The organism is Rossellomorea pakistanensis (genome assembly GCF_016908495.1).
In the GTDB taxonomy this organism is placed as follows: Bacteria; Bacillota; Bacilli; order Bacillales; family Bacillaceae_B; genus Rossellomorea; species Rossellomorea pakistanensis.
Map to the genome: position 1 here is coordinate 63,836 of NZ_JAFBDZ010000006.1, position 17,111 is coordinate 80,946.

Genomic DNA, 17,111 nt, shown 5'->3' on the forward strand with positions numbered 1-17,111 from the left:
GAGAATTAACGGTGGAAGATGATCGTTCAATTATAGAGGATTTTTTACAGAAACATAACAGGGATTTATTCCGTTTCATATACTCCATTACTAAGCATAAGGAAGTATCTGAAGATCTTTATCAAGAAGTACTGCTATCAGCCTATCAGAATGAGAGCAAAATCGATAACAAAGATTCTGTGAAAAGCTGGATATTTACAATGGCTAAAAACAGGTGTATTGATTTTTTACGAAAGGAAAAGAATGAAAGGATGAAGAATCAGCTATTACTTAAAGAGCAAGGGATGAAGGGGATTCAAGAATACTTTACTGAAAAAAAGGTTCTTGGCAACCTGGCTCTTAATGAGATTGTTTCTTCGATTGAGAAGCTTCCAGAAATTTATCGAAAGCCTATCAAACTATTTTATCTAAACCAGCTTAAATTAAAAGAGATCGCTGAGCTTTGTCAGTTACCGATTTCAACAGTAAAATCCCGGATCAAAAGGGGAAGGGAAAAGCTGCAAATCGAATTAATCGCGTGGGCATAATTTTTTGGGGCCAGTTACAAAAAAACATTTTTGTAACTGGCCCCAAAAATTTTAAAGAGAGATTCCAAAATATTGAGCAACTAAGCGGCGAAATTCTTTTAATGGTTTATGATCTTTTAAGTTGGCAAGCATTCCTTGAATGACAGGGATTCTGGAATGATCACGAGCAATTTCCTCTTCTAACACCTCTAACGTAATATACACATCCTCTTCTTTCTTTTGAGAAAACTGTTCCTTATATCGTTGAATAGACTTTAAGATGCTTTCTTTATTAAGGTTTTTAGATATGCTGTCAGAAATGAATTGCTCCATTTTTTCTGTTGGGACCACAGAGGGATCATTGGACTTCAATAAGCCTTCGACAATATCATCGGCTCGTTTTAGCATATACTCTGTAAGATAAGGGATGTCCACTTTTATTTTGTCTAACATAATAAGTTCTAAAAATGAATGGAAAAACCCTTGAAGCATAAGTGAAACATCATATAAATAAGGTTTAACTTTTTTTCCATAGATTGACATAATGGATTTTGTATAAAAAAGATTAGATTCTAATCTCATACTGTGGATAAGTTGTTCAATCTCGTCATTAAAGGGAATTGCATTTTCCCTTGCCTGCATAATAATAAATTCTTTATGTTTTTGTATCTCAATCAACTGGCACTGCATTTGTTTCATAAATTGTGTTCTTGGATCTAAATTCTCGTTCTCTATTTTATTAATCATTGTATGCATACGATTAAAATAATACTTAAGGATTGCCAACAATAGAGCTTCCTTCGATTTAAAATGAAGATAAAATGCCCCTTTTGAAATTCCACTTTCCGTAGCAATTTCTTGAATAGACGTTGCAGTAAACCCTTTTGTAGCAAATAATTTCATTGCCGTTTCAATGATTAGTCTTTCCTTTTCCTTCATCGCTTTCTCTCCTAACGGGATTCTTATTCTTATTATGACTGATTGGTCATGAAAATCAAATATTTTTTACAAGATTATTTCTGTTGACTTGTGACCGGTTGGTCAGTTATATTTATTAACGTTATGACTAGTCAGTCAGAAAAAGAGAGAGATTTTTGGACGAAAGGGAGAGTAGGATGAATAAGATCATTAACTTTGTGTTAAGGAATAAATTTGCTGTATGGCTTATGACCTTTATTATTGTCGCAGCAGGCCTATATTCGGGCTTTAATATGAAGCTTGAAACAATCCCGAATATTAATACACCGATTGTAAGTGTAACAACAGCCTATCCTGGTGCAACACCAGAGGAAGTGGCGGAAAAGGTTTCTGAGCCAATTGAAAAACGGATACAGAATTTAAATGGAGTCAATGTGGTAAGTTCCACCTCTTATCAGAATGTGTCCGCTATTCAGGTTGAGTATAAATTTTCAAAAGACATGGAAGAAGCAGAGGATGAAATCAAAGATGCACTATCTAATATCTCATTTCCTGAAGAGGTAAAAGAACCAGAAGCATCGAGACTTAGTATCAATGCTTTTCCTGTCATGGCATTAAGTGTATCTAATGATAATGAATCATTAGCAGAGTTAACTAGCACTGTAGAGGAATCAGTGCTCCCGGAAATTGAAGGGTTAGATGGAGTCTCATCTGTACAGATATCAGGTCAACAGGTTGAGGAAATTGAACTGGATTTTAATGAAGAAAAGATGAAGGAGCTTGGAATTGACCAAGAAACGGTTAAAGGCTTGATTCAAGGTGCCGATATAAATGTTCCTCTTGGATTATATACTTTTGGTGATACGGAAAAGTCGGTTATTATTGACGGAAACATCACTACATTGGAAGATCTAAGGAATTTGCAAATTCCAATGATTCCAAGTGGAGGCCAAGAAGGGCAGGGGCAGATTCCTCATTCAACCCCAAACCCTAACCAACAAGTTCCAACAGCAAACGGTACAACCACAGCCCAGCAAGGTGAACTGAAGATCCCAACGATCGCACTTTCCGAGATTGCTGAAATCAAGCAAATCGGGAAAGCCGAATCGATTTCAAGAACAAATGGAAAAGAAGCCATTGGTCTTCAAATTGTTAAAGCAGCAGATGCTAATACAGTGGATGTTGTCAATGCAGTGAAAGAGGAAATAAAAAGTTTTGAAAAAGAAATAGATGGTATTGAGATTGTCTCAACTTTTGACCAAGGTGAACCAATTGAAGAATCTGTTAGCACGATGCTGAATAAAGCCTTGTTTGGTGCAGTGTTTGCGATTATCATCATTCTTCTCTTCCTAAGAGATATTAAATCAACTCTTATATCGGTCATTTCCATCCCGCTTTCATTGCTGATTGCAATTCTATTTTTAAAGCAAATGGATATTACCCTCAATATTATGACATTGGGTGCGATGACCGTTGCCATTGGGCGCGTTATTGATGATTCGATTGTAGTTGTAGAGAATATCTATAGACGAATGTCGTTACCTGGAGAAAAACTTAAAGGGAAAGAATTAATCAAAGAAGCTACGAAAGAAATGTTCGTTCCAATTATGTCATCCACTATTGTGACGATAGCTGTATTCCTGCCGCTGGGATTAGTGGAAGGAATGATTGGTGAATTATTCTTGCCGTTTGCGTTAACGATCGTTTTCGCATTACTTGCATCGTTATTGGTTGCGATTACAATTGTTCCGATGCTGGCACATACTTTATTTAAAAAGGGTGTAAAAGTTAAGGAGAATCATGATCCGAAACCTAGCGCATTAGCAAGGGCTTATAAGAGTGCATTGAACTGGTCATTAAACCATAAAATCATTACCTCACTACTTGCCGTTGCAATGTTGGTTGGAAGTTTATTCTTAGTACCAATCATTGGAGTTAGCTTCTTGCCTTCTGAAGAAGAAAAAATGGTGATTGCCACCTATAGTCCTGCTCCTGGTCAAACACAAGAGGAAGTAGAAAAGATTGCTCTACAAGCCGAAGAACTTTTATTGGACCGTAAAGGGGTTGAAACGATTCAGTATTCAATCGGAAGTGCAAACCCGATGAGTCCCGGAAGCTCAAATAGTGCGATGTTCTTCATTGAGTATGATGAAGAAACAAAGAATTTTTCAGAAGAAAAAGAAGAAGTCATTCTTAAGCTTCAAGATCAGGCTGAAAAAGGTGAATGGGCTTCACAAGATTTTTCAGCGAGTGCTGGAAGTAACGAAATCGTCTATTTTGTATATGGAGATTCAATTGAAGAAATTGAGCCGGTTGTAACAGATGTTCAGGAAGTAATGAAAGACAATGATTCTCTTAAAAATGTTGAATCCAGTATTTCTGATTCTTATGAAGAATACACACTTGTTGCAAATGGCGAAAAGCTCAGTGAACTTGGGTTAACGGCTGGACAAATCGCTCAGGAGTTAATGCCGCAACGTGAAAAGCCTGTTCTAACGACCATCGAAAAAGACGGGAAAGAATTGAATGTTTATCTGAAGATGACTCAAGAGAGCATTAACTCGATTGAGGATGTAACAGGTAAAACGATTCAATCACCTCTAGGTGTAGAGGTTCCAATCGAAGAGGTCGTAAAAGTAGAAGAAGGAGAAACTTCTGATACGGTGACAAGACGTGATGGAAGAGTGTATGTTCAGGTTACTGGTGAACTGAAAACAGATGACGTTGCAAAGGCGTCTGCTGAATTAGACAAAGAAATAGATAAGCTTGACATCCCTTCTTCCATTGATGTGGAAACTGGAGGAGTCACAGAAGACATTCAAGAATCCTTTACCCAATTAGGTTTAGCAATGCTCGCAGCGATCGCTATTGTCTACTTGATCCTAGTCATTACATTTGGTGGAGGACTGGCGCCATTCGCGATTCTGTTCTCATTACCATTTAGTATTATCGGTGGATTATTAGGACTTCTCATAGCTGGAGAAACGCTAAGTATCTCTGCGATGATTGGAGCCTTAATGCTAATCGGTATCGTTGTAACGAACGCGATTGTATTAATTGACCGCGTTATTCATAAAGAGAATGAAGGTCTTTCAACAAGAGAGGCATTGCTTGAAGCAGGTGTCACTCGTTTACGTCCAATCCTCATGACAGCAATTGCGACAATTGGAGCCCTATTCCCATTAGCACTAGGTCTAGAGGGTAGTGGATTAATTTCAAAAGGACTTGGTGTAACGGTTATTGGTGGATTAACAAGTTCGACATTGTTAACACTAGTGGTGGTACCAGTGGTCTATGAAGTCTTAATGAAAATGAAAAAGAAAATAACTAGAAAGAAAACAGCATAATAAGAAGAAGGACTAGTAAAGAGGGGATCACTCTTGTTATTAGTCCTTCTTTTTTGTTTTATTGGAAATTATAAGATGCGAATAAGTTGTCGAATATGGTCGATTGGTCAATATATATTGTTTTTGGACAAATTAAAGATCACTATGGACAAATAAAACATTATAACGGACAAAATATCATTCAAACCGGACAAATAATTAAGCCGATACTTGATTTTGATGGGGGAATTAGCAAAACAGGTATGGAAAGCAAAAAAAGAGGAACCTAAGTGCCCGGTCCGAAGTGTAAAATTCGAAAAAATGCAATGACAACATCCAAAACTTTGTATGAAGTGGTGAAAAAGAGAGAAAGCGAATATCCTCCTCAAAGGAGTAAAAAGAGGTCGTTAAAATTCGGATAAGTAAAAATGAGTCCTCAAAAGAGCTAAATAAAATAAGTAAGATGCTTCCACATTTCTCATAAGATAACCATATTTTCAACTTCTAGTACATACACTTCAATATGGACAAATTGTTTGGAATTGGGAGAGACGCATGAAGGTATTTTATAGAGGGATGTTATTGTTGGTTGTTGCTGCGTTTTTTGGTGAGTGCCTAGAGTTTTTAATTAATATGAAATTAGCAAAAGAGCTAGGTGAAGAGGGGCTGGGAATTTATATGTCGATCCTTCCCTCTATTTTTCTAATCGTCATTATTGCGAGTCTGGAATTGCCAATTTCAATATCAAAGTTTGTATCTGAAAGGAAAGCAAGTCACCACCGATCAATGCTTCAGCATGCGATGAGATTTACAGTTTTAATGACAATGGCATTACTTCTTATTATGATGGTCGTTGTAAATATCGTTCCGGTTTTTCATGAACATCCAGGGATAAAATGGCTGATATTGATTCTAATCCCTGTCATTGCCTTTTCCTCGATTGCACGTGGATACTTTATGGGAATCCACCATATGGGAAAGATTGCAACTGCCAACTTTTTACGGAAAATTGCTCAGTTGATCTTACTTGTCATTGTTTACACTTTGTTTTCCTTTACAACAGAAACGTCGATTTTTATCGCCCTTAGTACATTGATAGCAAGTGAGGTTGTCGTCTTTCTTTATTTAATGCAAGCCTATTTTCTTTATTTACGAAAGCAAAGAGGAGTTTATTCAGAATCGCTGCAAGGGAGAGATGTTCGGAAAGAGCTGATTGCTGTGTCTTTTCCGACAACCGTGATGAGGGTTTTTCATGCTGTGACACATGCGATTCAGCCGTTTCTGATTAAGGCGGCGCTCGTTCATTCAGGGATGAGTGTAACGATGTCGAATGAACATTTCGGACTGCTCGCAGGTGTAGCCATGAGCATTGGGTTTTTCCCGGCTTTTATTTCGCATTCATTATTAGTAGTGCTCATTCCAACAGTATCAGAAAAAGTAGCCAAAAAAGATTTTAATGGCCTGCATTTTTTATTAAGACAAGTTACATGGATTACATTGTTATATGGGATCCCCGCGATTTTTATTTTTTACCATTGGGGAGATATGCTTACCCATATGTTCTTTGAATCATCGGCTGCAACCTTCTATTTACAGCTGTTATGGCCGTATTTTCTATTTCACTTTTTTGTCATGCCTCTTCAAGCATTCTTAATTGGCTTAGGAATGGTGAAGGATGCTCTTTATCATACGGTTTGGTCGACTGTTGTGTCCTTTACAACGATTTATCTATTAGGATCAAATGAATCTTTCTCAATGGTTGGAGTCATATTAGGAATGAATTTAGGGGCGGTCATCATTACGGTACTGCATTATTGGACGATTTGTACAAAAATCGGTTTTCCCGTATTATTTTTCAAATCGTTAAAAAATAGATAAAGGATGAAGTTAACCATAAAAACATGGTTAACTTTTCATGTTTAAGGGGATAGTATACCGTACAATATTCTATTACATAAAAATTATAGAAGGGGAAGGTCTATGTCGGATTCTTTATTATTTAATATTATGCTAATTGGATTTCTAGGGATCTTCTCACAATGGATTGCGTGGAAATTCAGATTGCCTGCGATAGTGATCATGTCCATTATGGGATTGCTCGCAGGACCATTTTTAGGAATTATCAACCCTAAAGAAGATTTCGGTGATCTATTCAGTCCGATAATCTCGCTTGCAGTTGCCATCATACTATTTGAAGGAAGTTTAAATTTAGATTTTCGGGAAGTAAGAGGACTTGGACGTCCAGTCATAAGGATTGTTACACTTGGAGCTTTTCTTGCATGGATACTTGGGTCACTTGGAGCCCATTATCTAGCGGGGTTATCCTGGGCTGTGGCATTTGTCATTGGAGGACTATTCATCGTGACAGGCCCAACAGTCATTCTTCCATTACTAAGGCAGGCCAAATTGAAGCCAAGGCCTGCTGCCATATTGAAGTGGGAAGGAATCATTGTGGACCCGTTTGGTGCGCTATTGGCTATCTTTGCCTTTGAAATTATTCGTTTCTTATTGATTGAAGATGCTACTCTGACTTCATTACTGCTATTCTTTTTAGCTTCTTTCTTTGCTGCGATACTTGGATGGGTTTGTGGAAAAGGAACAGGTTGGTTATTTGAAAAAGGGCATGTTCCAGAATTTTTAAAATCCCCTGTTGTGTTTGCGGTTGTCCTCGCCTGCTTTGCGGTTTCCGATAACATTATGCATGAAACGGGTTTGTTGGCTGTAACAGCCATGGGGATCACGCTTGCGAATATGCATATCTCCTCAATTGGCGATATGAGACATTTTAAAGAAAATATATCCGTATTATTAACATCTGCCATATTTGTCATGCTGACCGCTTCATTAACAATGGAAACATTAATCGAAATTTTCAATTGGAGAATTATTTCGTTTGTATTATTAATGTTATTTGTTGTCCGTCCATTATCTATCTGGCTGTCGACGATGGGTACTGATTTGTCATTTAAAGAGAAGTTATTAGTGGGCTGGATTGCTCCAAGAGGGATCGTTGCTTTAACCGTCTCAGGTTATTTTGCCTCTATATTATTGGAAACGGGTTTTGAGGATGCTTCAATTTTAACATCGCTAACCTTTGCATTAGTATTTGCTACTGTTGTTGCCCATGGATTTTCGATAAAATGGATGGCACAAAAATTAGGCTTAGCAACGGATGATCAGCCTGGAGTGCTGATTGTCGGGGCCAGTAGCTTTACGACAGCATTAGCAAAAATATTTCAGGATTTGAAGGTCCCCGTGACGATCACCGATTCTTCGTGGAGCCGTTTATTTTCTGCTCGAAAAGCAGAGGTTCCTTATTACCGGGGAGAAATCTTATCTGAACAAACGGAGTATCACTTTGATCTGACACCATATGAATATATGATCGCTGCAACAGAACATGATTCCTATAATGCGCTTGTTTGTACAACATTCAATCCAGTACTCGGGAGAAATAATCTTTATCAGCTTAGCTTTCAAAACCAAGATCATCTAGGTAAAGATTTAGATCAACTTGTCCATTCGGTTGGCGGGAGAATTCTTTTTCAAGAAGACGCAACATGGGAAGAATTAAATAAGCGGATAGAACGGGGAGATGTCTTAAGGAAAACAAATATAACGGAAAAATATCCTTTTAAAGACTATCTTGAGGAAAGAGAAGGAACCACGATTTTATTGTTTGTTCGTAAACCTTCTGGAGTCATCGAGTTTTTCACCCAAAATGGTTCTGTAAAAGCAGAGGTTGGAGATATTGTTGTTAGTCTGATGAAACCATGCAAGGAGCTTAATAAAATTCAAGAAAAACTAGAAGTTCAGAGGGAAGCACAGAAAAAGTCCGATCGCCAGTAAAATGGCTTCGGACTTTTCGTTTTGCTTAGTTCTTCTTTTGATTAGCAAGCCTTGCTTTCACTTGATTATAGGTTAACCCTGATGCCGCATTCAATCGTTTAACTTCTTCAATATCGGTACCAGCTGCTGTAAATTGTTTGTTTTTTGGCTTCATATGATCCCTCCTGTTTATATCGTGTACACAATTTAAGGATCTATCCTTGAGCTCTTACATGTGTAGTAACGGGAGGTGATAATCCACTCCCTTTCATTTAGCGGTTATTTTCTTCCCGTATAGGTAAAACGGTGGAATATTTTATTTCCCTTAGTGCTAGGCTAGTTTGAATGCGTGTGATCCCAAGCCTATTTAATTTTCTAATAAAGCTCTCCAATTCCCTGCGGTCTTTGTTTGCTACCTTTAAAAGATAATCATATTCCCCGGTTAAGCAATGACACTCTAAAACTTCTGGCATAGATTCTAAAGCTTTCTCTAAGACTTCCAGCTTCTCAGCTTGATGAATATTTGTGCTCATAAAAATAAAAGATAATAAATCAAATCCAAGCTTCTCTTGGTTCAAAATAACAACATGTTGAGTAATATATCCTTCATTTTCTAATCTTTTTATCCTTGCGTGAGTAGCGGGCGGCGACAGATTAACTCGTTTAGCAATTTCAGAATTGCTTACATGTGCCCCTTTTTGCAAAATATCTAAGATTTGAATATCCATGTCATCAAGTATTTTATTAACAACCGATTCCACTGCTTTTCACTCCTTTTCAATTCTTCTGAAACCCCCAATAGATAATCAAGAAAACAAAATATAATTTCGTAATTTTCATTAGAAACATACGATTATTTCTTATTTGTTCAATTATACAAAAATAAACACTGGAATAGGAGTGTAAATGTTAAAATAATTAAATAAATATTATCGGGTGAATGGCTTAAAGGTTTATTAAATAAAACAGTGATATTTGAAGAAGGGGATAAAGGATATGTCGTATAAGTATTATGTCTTGCTGCTTTTAACCTGTTTATGTTGGGCAGGAAATTTTGTTGTTAGTAAATCTCTAGTAGAACATTCTTCTCCAATCACACTGACGGCCTTGAGGTGGATCATTGCAGTCGTTTGCCTTTTACCTCTTGTATGGTGGAAGGAAAAAAAGATTCTACCACCACGAAATGCTTTACTTCCATTGTTTTTAATGGGATTAACAGGTGTGGTTCTATTTAATCTTTTGCAATTTTTAGCATTAGAGCAAACGACTGCGACAAATGTTGGATTACTATCTACCTTAAATATGATTTCAATCGCAGTTTGTTCCGTTTTATTTTTGAAAGAAAAAATTAATTCGCTACAAACTTTTTCAATGTTTTTCTCGCTTTTTGGAGTAATTCTTGTGCTATCAAAAGGTAAAATAGGCTATCTGCTTTCATTGGATGTTAATACAGGTGATTTATGGATGATTGCTGCCGTATGTGTATGGGGAATATATACTATTTGTAGCAAATGGGCAATGACCAAGACTTCAGCATTGATGTCTATTTTATATTCAGCTATTTTTGGATTGATGGTCCTACTTCCTATAAGCGTCCCTGATTTTACTGTTTCGAATATTAATCCTTCTTTCGTAGGTTCTATTCTTTATACAGGAGTTATCTCAACAGTAGCATGTATGGTACTTTGGAATATTTGTGTTCTAAAATTGGGTTCTACTACATCAGGTGTTTTTTTAAACTTTAATCCGATATTTACTTCTCTTTTAGCTTTTTTATTATTAGGAGAACAAATGACTTGGGTACAAGGAATAGGTAGTGCAATTGTGATAATAGGTTGTTATTTATTCTCATACTTTAAAATAAAAGTGCATACAAAACGAAATGCTTTCACTAATCAAAGTTTTCAAAGTTAATTATACGCCATTTGTGTATTGCTAAGAATGCCGGGATTATCTAGTTAGGTATGAGTAAAAAGATGTAATTATGAAGAAACCGTATCCCAATTTCTAATTGAGTCTTTTCAAAATATAACTATAAAAATACTTATTTAAAAAGCATGAAAAGTATGAAAATGATAGAATAGCTTTATACATAGAAAAAATACGTAAAATGGAAAGGGAGGATATGTATGTTGAAAACCTATTCTGACGTATGGGATTTAGATGTTTTTTTTTCAGGAGGAAGCCAATCATCGCAGTTTAGAGCACATATAAATGAACTGAAAAATAAAAAAAGAAGGTTTGCAGAAAATGAAGTTGCGTTTGTTTCTCCGCAAAGTGATACGGATGGAGACCTAGTTGCAAGATTGATTGAAGAAGCTAAAGAAATCATGCTTTATTTACGACAAGCAGGAGCGTTTATTGGGTGCCTGCAAGCACAGGATATGAATGATAGAGATGCAGATCGTCTACAAAATGAACTAACGACTATCAGCGCAGAATTTCAAACGACGTTTAATGCTTTTCAGCAAAAGCTCGCGCAAACCTCTGAAGAAGTATGGGAGCTACTGTTGCAGCATTCGACTTTATCAGAGCTTTCTTTTGTCTTAAATGAGTGGAGAAAAAAGGCGAAAGACAAGCTTTCCAATCAAGAGGAAGCGATTATACAAACGCTATCCATTGATGGTTATCATGGATGGGGGCAAATGTACGATACGATTGTTGGAACGATGGAAATCCCTTTTACTGAGAATGGTGAAAAGAAGAAGCTTTCGATTGGTCAAGCGAATAATTTAACCTCCCATCAGGATGAAAAGGTTCGGAAGGAGATACATGATCAGCTCGAAAATGCCTGGGAAGAAAAAGAAGAGCTGTTTGCCAAGACACTCAACCATCTTGGCGGGTACCGCTTAAATGTCTACAAGGCCCGTGGCTGGGAAGAGGTGTTAAAAGAACCATTAGAATATAATCGAATGAAGCAAGAAACCCTTGATGCGATGTGGGGGGCGATTTCTAAGCATAAACAACCATTTGTGCACTATTTGGATCGCAAAGCAAAAATGCTTGGGAAAGAGAAAATGGACTGGTTTAATCTTGATGCGCCAGTTGCCGAATCCACTAACAAGATGAACTATGATGAAGGGGCTCACTTTATTTTAAAGCATTTTAAACGATTTGGTCCTGAAATGGCAAAGTTTGCAGAGAAAGCATTTGAAGATTCATGGATAGAAGCAGAGGATCGACCAGGTAAGCGACCAGGTGGCTTTTGTACATCCTTTCCATTAAGCCAGCAATCCAGAATTTTTATGACGTATTCAGGCAGTATGTCCAACGTCGCTACACTTGCACATGAATTAGGACACGCATTCCACTCCTATGCACTTAAACCAATGGATACGCTAAATCGAAACTATGCGATGAATGTTGCTGAAACGGCTTCTACTTTTGCCGAAATGATTGTGGCGGATGCTGCGGTAAAAGAAGCCACTTCTAAAGAAGAAAAGATAGCATTAGTAGAGGATAAACTTCAAAGAAGTGTTGCCTTTTTCATGAATATACACGCGAGATTCTTATTTGAAACGCGTTTTTATGAAGAGCGAAAAGAAGGAACCGTATCATCGACTCGGTTGAATGAGCTAATGGAAGAAGCACAAAGAGAAGCCTTTGCAGGTGCTTTAGATGAAGTCCATCCACATTTCTGGGCTTCAAAGCTTCACTTCTATATTACGGGTGTTCCTTTCTACAACTTCCCGTATACATTCGGCTATTTATTCTCGTTAAGCATTTACGCAAAAGCGTTAGAATCAAACGAAAATTATGAGGAAAAATATATGGCTTTATTAAGAGATACGGCAGTGATGAATGTCGAAGAGCTTGCAATGAAACATTTAGGTGAAGACATTACGAAAGAAGCATTCTGGGAAAAAGGAATTCAGCTTTGTATTCAGGATGTGGAGGAGTTTTTGGAGCTGACTGGGGAGTAAGTCGAGAATTTTTTGAAAAGATCAAATCTCTTTGGTTTGATCTTTTTTAGATGATCATAAAGTGATATTTAACCTTTTAATGACAAGTTTAGTTTTTTCCATAAGACAGAAATCCCATAAAATCGAAGAATCCACATTTTAGGCTCATTTCAGTAATCTAAATAATCAACAAAGATTCCTCCCATGAGCAAAGCCTAATGTAGATAAGCTTGTTTACTTCATCTCCATTGGGGAATAGATTACTAAATATCTATCTCTCAAAGCGGGGTGAAATATATGAAGAATGAAAAGAATGAAGCACTTAGGGAGCAGCAAGAGCGTAAAGAAAAGAGTGAATCCTTTAAAGACAAAAGTCATCGTCAAGATCATGGCAGTGCATTCAAAGCTACGAGAGAAGAACAATTAAAGCGCGATCAGGAGAAGTGGCCGATTGACCAGCTTCCTTTAGAAGATGAGCGGTTAGAAGCGAAGGAAGAGGAAGAAAAACATAAAACCAAAAATCAATCACAAAGTGAGAAGAAATATAAACCATAAGGAAGGCAGAAGCTGAATTATCAGCTTCTGCTTTTTCTTATAGTTTATGCCTACCAATGCTAGAGCTTAGCTTGTCATACGCCTCAAGTCTTAGATGAAAATAAAGCTCAGGCTCGTTATGACAAATCCTAAAAATAGGTACGATAGATACAGATAGCGAGAGGGGAACAAACAACCCCAATCGACAAATTCCGGGCTGTGCCTGGCACCCGTCGAAAATTGATGGATGGTGTCGAGTGTTGGTACCCGATTAGAAGGAGGAGTTCGAATGAAGAAGTTTGCATTGTTTTTGGTTGGAGGAATTGCAGCGATCGTGCTGCTTGCGAATCTTGGACCGATGATTGGTCTAGCGATCAGTTTATTGATTCTTTATTACTCTTTTAAAGGGTTTGTGAAAACAGAATCAATCTTCAAGAAGATCGTTTGGGGAACAATTGGATTAATTGCGTTATGTGCTTCCGCTTCCAATTTCCCAGCTATCATTGGAATCGCAGCTATTTACTTTCTATATGTTGTCTTCAAAAACTGGAATAAAGAAGACGAAGTTGTTGAATCTAGTGACCCATTCACAAACTTTGAAAAAGAATGGAATAAACTACACAAAAATTATTAATAAACAAAAGGAGAGATGTCCAAATGACAAACTTATTTACCCGAATTAAAAATACGATTACAGCAGATTTCCACGATATTATTGATCAAAAAGAACAAAAGAACCCAATCTCATTACTGAATCAATATCTTCGCGAATGCGAACAAGAGGTTGAAAAGGTACGCAAGCTTGTTGAGCGTCAATACACGCTAAAAGAAGAGTTCCAAAAGGAATATGTGCAAGCTAAAGACCTCGCAGAAAAACGAAAACACCAATCAGAAATTGCATCAACAGCGGGAGAAATCGAGTTATTTGATTTTGCACAAAGAGAATATGAGTATTACTCTGAAAGAACGTCCCTTCTTTCTACAGCAAAAGAAGAAGCGGAAAAACAGCTGCAAGATCTAGAAAGAAAATATGAAGAAATGAAGCATAAACTAAAGGATATGCACATTAAACGAATGGAGCTAATGGGAAGAGAAAACATCGCCCGAGCCAACCATCGTATGAATAAAGTTTTACAATCAACAACAGGCTATTCAGATAAATCCTTCTCACGTTTTAATGAAATGGAAAGCTATTTAGATCGCCTTGAACACCAGGTAAACTCTTCTTACCACCGCAATACGATTGATGCGAGAATTGCAGAATTAGAAAAAGAATCAAAAAAAGAAGAAACAAATTCAATTTCATAAGGAAAACATGGTATTCTAAGAAGGCGTAGGTTTGCTGCGCCTTCTTAGATAATGATGACAACGGATATTTTTTAAAATAGAATCCGACAGTCTGTAATAGCTATCTGTTCTGAATATAGGATAAAGGACTTTCATTTGCTGCCTACTAGCTATATAAATCCTCAGATATACATAAGAAAGGGGGCTTCCTCATGTTAAATCGATTGAATACAGATAAAATCAGCTGGGTATTGATCATTGGACTTTTATTATTAGTATTTGAGATCTCGTTTTTCAATGGGGAAGTCATTTTTCCATTATTGTTTCAGATTGCCTGTATTTATTTTGGCAGAAAGCGAATGCCAAAAACGAGTGGAAAACTTATATTCTGGTTTGGTGTGATCACTCTTGTCATAACCATATTTAATACGATTGCTTTTAAGTTTTTCTTGATTGCGATTATGATCTACATCATTATTCAATTTGCCGAATCCAAAAAAAATCCAGAGAGAATCAAGCCAAAAGTGAATGACACGATCTATCAGGGAGAAGAAGAAGTTTTTACAAAGAAGTCAAACTTCCAAAATACGTGGTTTGGTCATCAGCAAACTCCTGAGCATGTCTATGAATGGGATGACATTAATGTTCAAGGTGGATTTGGAGATAATATAATCGACCTAAGCTATACGGTCCTACCAAAAGGAACATCGATTATTTCGATTAGAAAAATTATTGGAAATGTTAGGATTCTCGTTCCATACGATGTAGAAGTGAGTATTCATCATACGGTGATGGCAGGGAAAGTCAAGGTCTTTGAACACCAGGTACCTAAAGTCATTAATCAATCTATTCAATTCCAAACAGCGCAATATGAACAATCTTCGCAAAACGTCAAAATCATCACGTCTATGTTTGTAGGGGATATAGAGGTGAAACGGGTATGAGTGTTGTTCAAAGGCAAATTTTGGCGTCAACCTTACTCGCTTTCATCGTTTTGGTTATGACATCGATTACCTACTTAGGGAAATTTCCTGTTTATAATTGGTCCTTGCTTTGGGAAATTCAAATGATAGATATCCCGATTATCATTTCCCTTCCTTTACTAAGTATTATTATCGGAATCGTATTTGGGATTGCTTCCGGCAATTTTTGGAGAAAACAACTTCAGGAAATCGATAATGGGTTGATGCAATTGGAAAATGGTCAACCTCTAGAGGAAAGCAATGGAGTAAAAACACGTGAAATGATTCAACTCTCGAATCGTATGACGAAGGTTCAGAAACATATCACTCAACAAACAAAACTATCGCAAAAGCTAGCAAATGAAAAAGCAGAAGAACAGGAAAAAAGGATTCAGGAAATCGTTTCCCAAGAACGAAACCGTTTAGCGCGCGAACTCCATGATTCTGTCAGTCAGCAGTTATTTGCAGCGAGTATGCTCATGTCGGCCTATAATGAAACCCAATCTTCAAAAGATCCTGCCAGTCAAAAGCAATTAAAAATGGTCGAAGCTATGATCCAGCAATCCCAGCTTGAGATGAGAGCATTGCTGCTCCATCTGCGACCTGTCGCTTTAAAAGGAAAATCTCTTCAAGAAGGAATGAAGGAGCTGCTTGTGGAATTAACTCAAAAGGTCCCGATGGAGATTCAGTGGAAGCTTGAGGATATGAGTTTGGATAAAGGGATTGAAGACCACCTTTTCCGAATCCTTCAAGAGTCGGTATCTAATACTTTAAGGCATTCAAAGGCATCCTCTTTAGAAATTCTGTTAATCCAAAGAGACTCGCTTGTCATTATGAGAATTGTTGACGACGGCGTGGGCTTTAGTGTCGAGGAAGCTAAAACAGGTTCATATGGTCTTCAGAATATGGAAGAGAGAGCCTTAGAAATCGGTGGATCCCTTAAAATTATCAGTGTTCCAGACAAGGGAACACGATTGGAAGTGAAAGTGCCAATAGTGAAGAGTGTAGGTGAAAAGAATGATTAAAGTACTGTTCGTAGATGATCATGAAATGGTTAGAATAGGCGTTACGTCCTATCTTGCTGCACAGCCCGATATTGATGTTATAGGTGAGGCAGAGGATGGCTCCATTGCTGTCAATCTTGCTCTTGAATTAAAGCCAGATATTATTTTAATGGACTTAGTCATGAAAAATATGGACGGCATCCAAGCAACGAAGAAAATTATCGAACGCTGGCCAGAAGCAAAAATCATTATTGTTACAAGCTTTCTTGATGATGATAAAGTCTACCCTGCACTTGAAGCAGGGGCAACAAGCTATATGCTGAAAACGTCCAAAGCAAGTGAAATTGCTGATGCAGTGAGAGCGACACATCTTGGCCAAACGGTGTTAGAGCCTGAGGTTACAGGAAAAATGATGACAAGAATGAGAAAAGGAAATCCATCTTTACCTCATGAAGAATTGACAAATAGGGAAATGGAAATTCTTCTTTTGATGGCAGAGGGAAAAACAAATCAAGAAATAGCAGACGAATTATTTATTGCTCTTAAAACAGTAAAAACACATGTAAGCAATATCCTTGGAAAACTTGATGTTCAAGATCGTACACAAGCAGTTATCTATGCTTTCAAACATGATCTAGTTGAATAAAAGCCTGGCACTTAAACGATGTGCTTAGGCTTTTTTTGTTAGTGTCTAAAAAACACCATAGAGACGGTGATAACGGTGGGCGGGGAAGTGGAGAAATTTGTTGATTAATGTCGAACGGTCAATAAATTGCGGTTTTCGGACAAATAATTCTCCTTAACAGACAAATTAATGGTCAAATCGGACAAATAAATAGTCATT

Annotated in this window: 16 protein-coding genes; 13 read left to right on the forward strand and 3 right to left on the reverse strand. The window is 37.3% G+C overall.

What is annotated here, in order from left to right; translation table 11 throughout:
- Positions 1-11: 11 nt before the first annotated feature.
- Positions 12-527, forward strand: coding sequence for a sigma-70 family RNA polymerase sigma factor (locus JOC86_RS21645; protein ID WP_205175052.1), 516 nt, complete (start codon positions 12-14; stop codon positions 525-527).
- A gap of 51 nt (positions 528-578) precedes the next feature.
- On the opposite strand, the gene JOC86_RS21650 is transcribed toward JOC86_RS21645, so the two are convergent.
- Positions 579-1,445, reverse strand: a complete 867-nt coding sequence (locus JOC86_RS21650) for a TetR/AcrR family transcriptional regulator (RefSeq protein WP_205175053.1) — start codon at positions 1,443-1,445, stop codon at positions 579-581.
- Between the two features lie 176 nt (positions 1,446-1,621).
- On the opposite strand from JOC86_RS21650, the gene JOC86_RS21655 reads away from it, so the two are divergent.
- From JOC86_RS21655 to JOC86_RS21670, 4 genes are all read left to right on the forward strand, one after another.
- Positions 1,622-4,771 (forward strand): efflux RND transporter permease subunit, encoded by a 3,150-nt coding sequence (locus tag JOC86_RS21655; RefSeq protein WP_205175054.1) that lies wholly within the window; start codon positions 1,622-1,624, stop codon positions 4,769-4,771.
- A gap of 86 nt (positions 4,772-4,857) precedes the next feature.
- The gene (locus tag JOC86_RS21660) at positions 4,858-5,040 is read left to right on the forward strand and encodes a hypothetical protein (RefSeq protein WP_205175055.1); all 183 of its coding nucleotides are present in this window, start codon (positions 4,858-4,860) and stop codon (positions 5,038-5,040) included.
- 265 nt (positions 5,041-5,305) lie between these two features.
- Complete coding sequence (locus tag JOC86_RS21665; RefSeq protein WP_205175056.1) at positions 5,306-6,628, forward strand: oligosaccharide flippase family protein; 1,323 nt, start codon at positions 5,306-5,308, stop codon at positions 6,626-6,628.
- Positions 6,629-6,730: 102 nt separating this feature from the next.
- The gene (locus JOC86_RS21670) at positions 6,731-8,599 is read left to right on the forward strand and encodes a cation:proton antiporter (protein ID WP_205175057.1); all 1,869 of its coding nucleotides are present in this window, start codon (positions 6,731-6,733) and stop codon (positions 8,597-8,599) included.
- 25 nt (positions 8,600-8,624) lie between these two features.
- Here the strand turns inward: JOC86_RS21670 and JOC86_RS25090 are convergent, their stop codons facing one another.
- Together JOC86_RS25090 and JOC86_RS21675 are read right to left on the reverse strand one after the other, a co-directional pair.
- Complete coding sequence (locus JOC86_RS25090; RefSeq protein ID WP_275583426.1) at positions 8,625-8,753, reverse strand: hypothetical protein; 129 nt, start codon at positions 8,751-8,753, stop codon at positions 8,625-8,627.
- Between the two features lie 97 nt (positions 8,754-8,850).
- Positions 8,851-9,339, reverse strand: a complete 489-nt coding sequence (locus JOC86_RS21675) for an Lrp/AsnC ligand binding domain-containing protein (RefSeq protein WP_205175058.1) — start codon at positions 9,337-9,339, stop codon at positions 8,851-8,853.
- A 235-nt stretch (positions 9,340-9,574) separates the two neighbouring features.
- On the opposite strand from JOC86_RS21675, the gene JOC86_RS21680 reads away from it, so the two are divergent.
- The 8 genes from JOC86_RS21680 (at position 9,575) to JOC86_RS21715 (ending at position 16,913) form a co-directional block, all read left to right on the forward strand.
- Positions 9,575-10,492, forward strand: a complete 918-nt coding sequence (locus tag JOC86_RS21680; RefSeq protein WP_205175059.1) for a DMT family transporter — start codon at positions 9,575-9,577, stop codon at positions 10,490-10,492.
- Positions 10,493-10,707: 215 nt separating this feature from the next.
- On the forward strand, positions 10,708-12,501 hold the full coding sequence (locus tag JOC86_RS21685; protein ID WP_205175060.1) for a M3 family oligoendopeptidase: 1,794 nt from the start codon (positions 10,708-10,710) through the stop codon (positions 12,499-12,501).
- Positions 12,502-12,777: 276 nt separating this feature from the next.
- Positions 12,778-13,035, forward strand: a complete 258-nt coding sequence (locus JOC86_RS21690) for a hypothetical protein (RefSeq protein ID WP_205175061.1) — start codon at positions 12,778-12,780, stop codon at positions 13,033-13,035.
- 268 nt (positions 13,036-13,303) lie between these two features.
- The gene (locus JOC86_RS21695; protein ID WP_205175062.1) at positions 13,304-13,648 is read left to right on the forward strand and encodes a lmo0954 family membrane protein; all 345 of its coding nucleotides are present in this window, start codon (positions 13,304-13,306) and stop codon (positions 13,646-13,648) included.
- A 23-nt stretch (positions 13,649-13,671) separates the two neighbouring features.
- A complete protein-coding gene (locus JOC86_RS21700) occupies positions 13,672-14,322 on the forward strand; it encodes a PspA/IM30 family protein (RefSeq protein WP_205175063.1) in 651 nt (216 codons plus the stop codon).
- A 191-nt stretch (positions 14,323-14,513) separates the two neighbouring features.
- A complete protein-coding gene (gene liaF, locus JOC86_RS21705) occupies positions 14,514-15,245 on the forward strand; it encodes a cell wall-active antibiotics response protein LiaF (protein ID WP_205175064.1) in 732 nt (243 codons plus the stop codon).
- On the forward strand, positions 15,242-16,288 hold the full coding sequence (locus tag JOC86_RS21710; protein ID WP_205175065.1) for a sensor histidine kinase: 1,047 nt from the start codon (positions 15,242-15,244) through the stop codon (positions 16,286-16,288). Before liaF ends, JOC86_RS21710 begins: the two co-directional genes overlap by 4 nt.
- Positions 16,281-16,913: a response regulator transcription factor gene (locus JOC86_RS21715; protein WP_205175066.1), complete on the forward strand. Its 633-nt coding sequence runs from the start codon at positions 16,281-16,283 to the stop codon at positions 16,911-16,913. The genes JOC86_RS21710 and JOC86_RS21715 overlap by 8 nt, the downstream gene beginning before the upstream one ends.
- Positions 16,914-17,111: the final 198 nt, after the last annotated feature.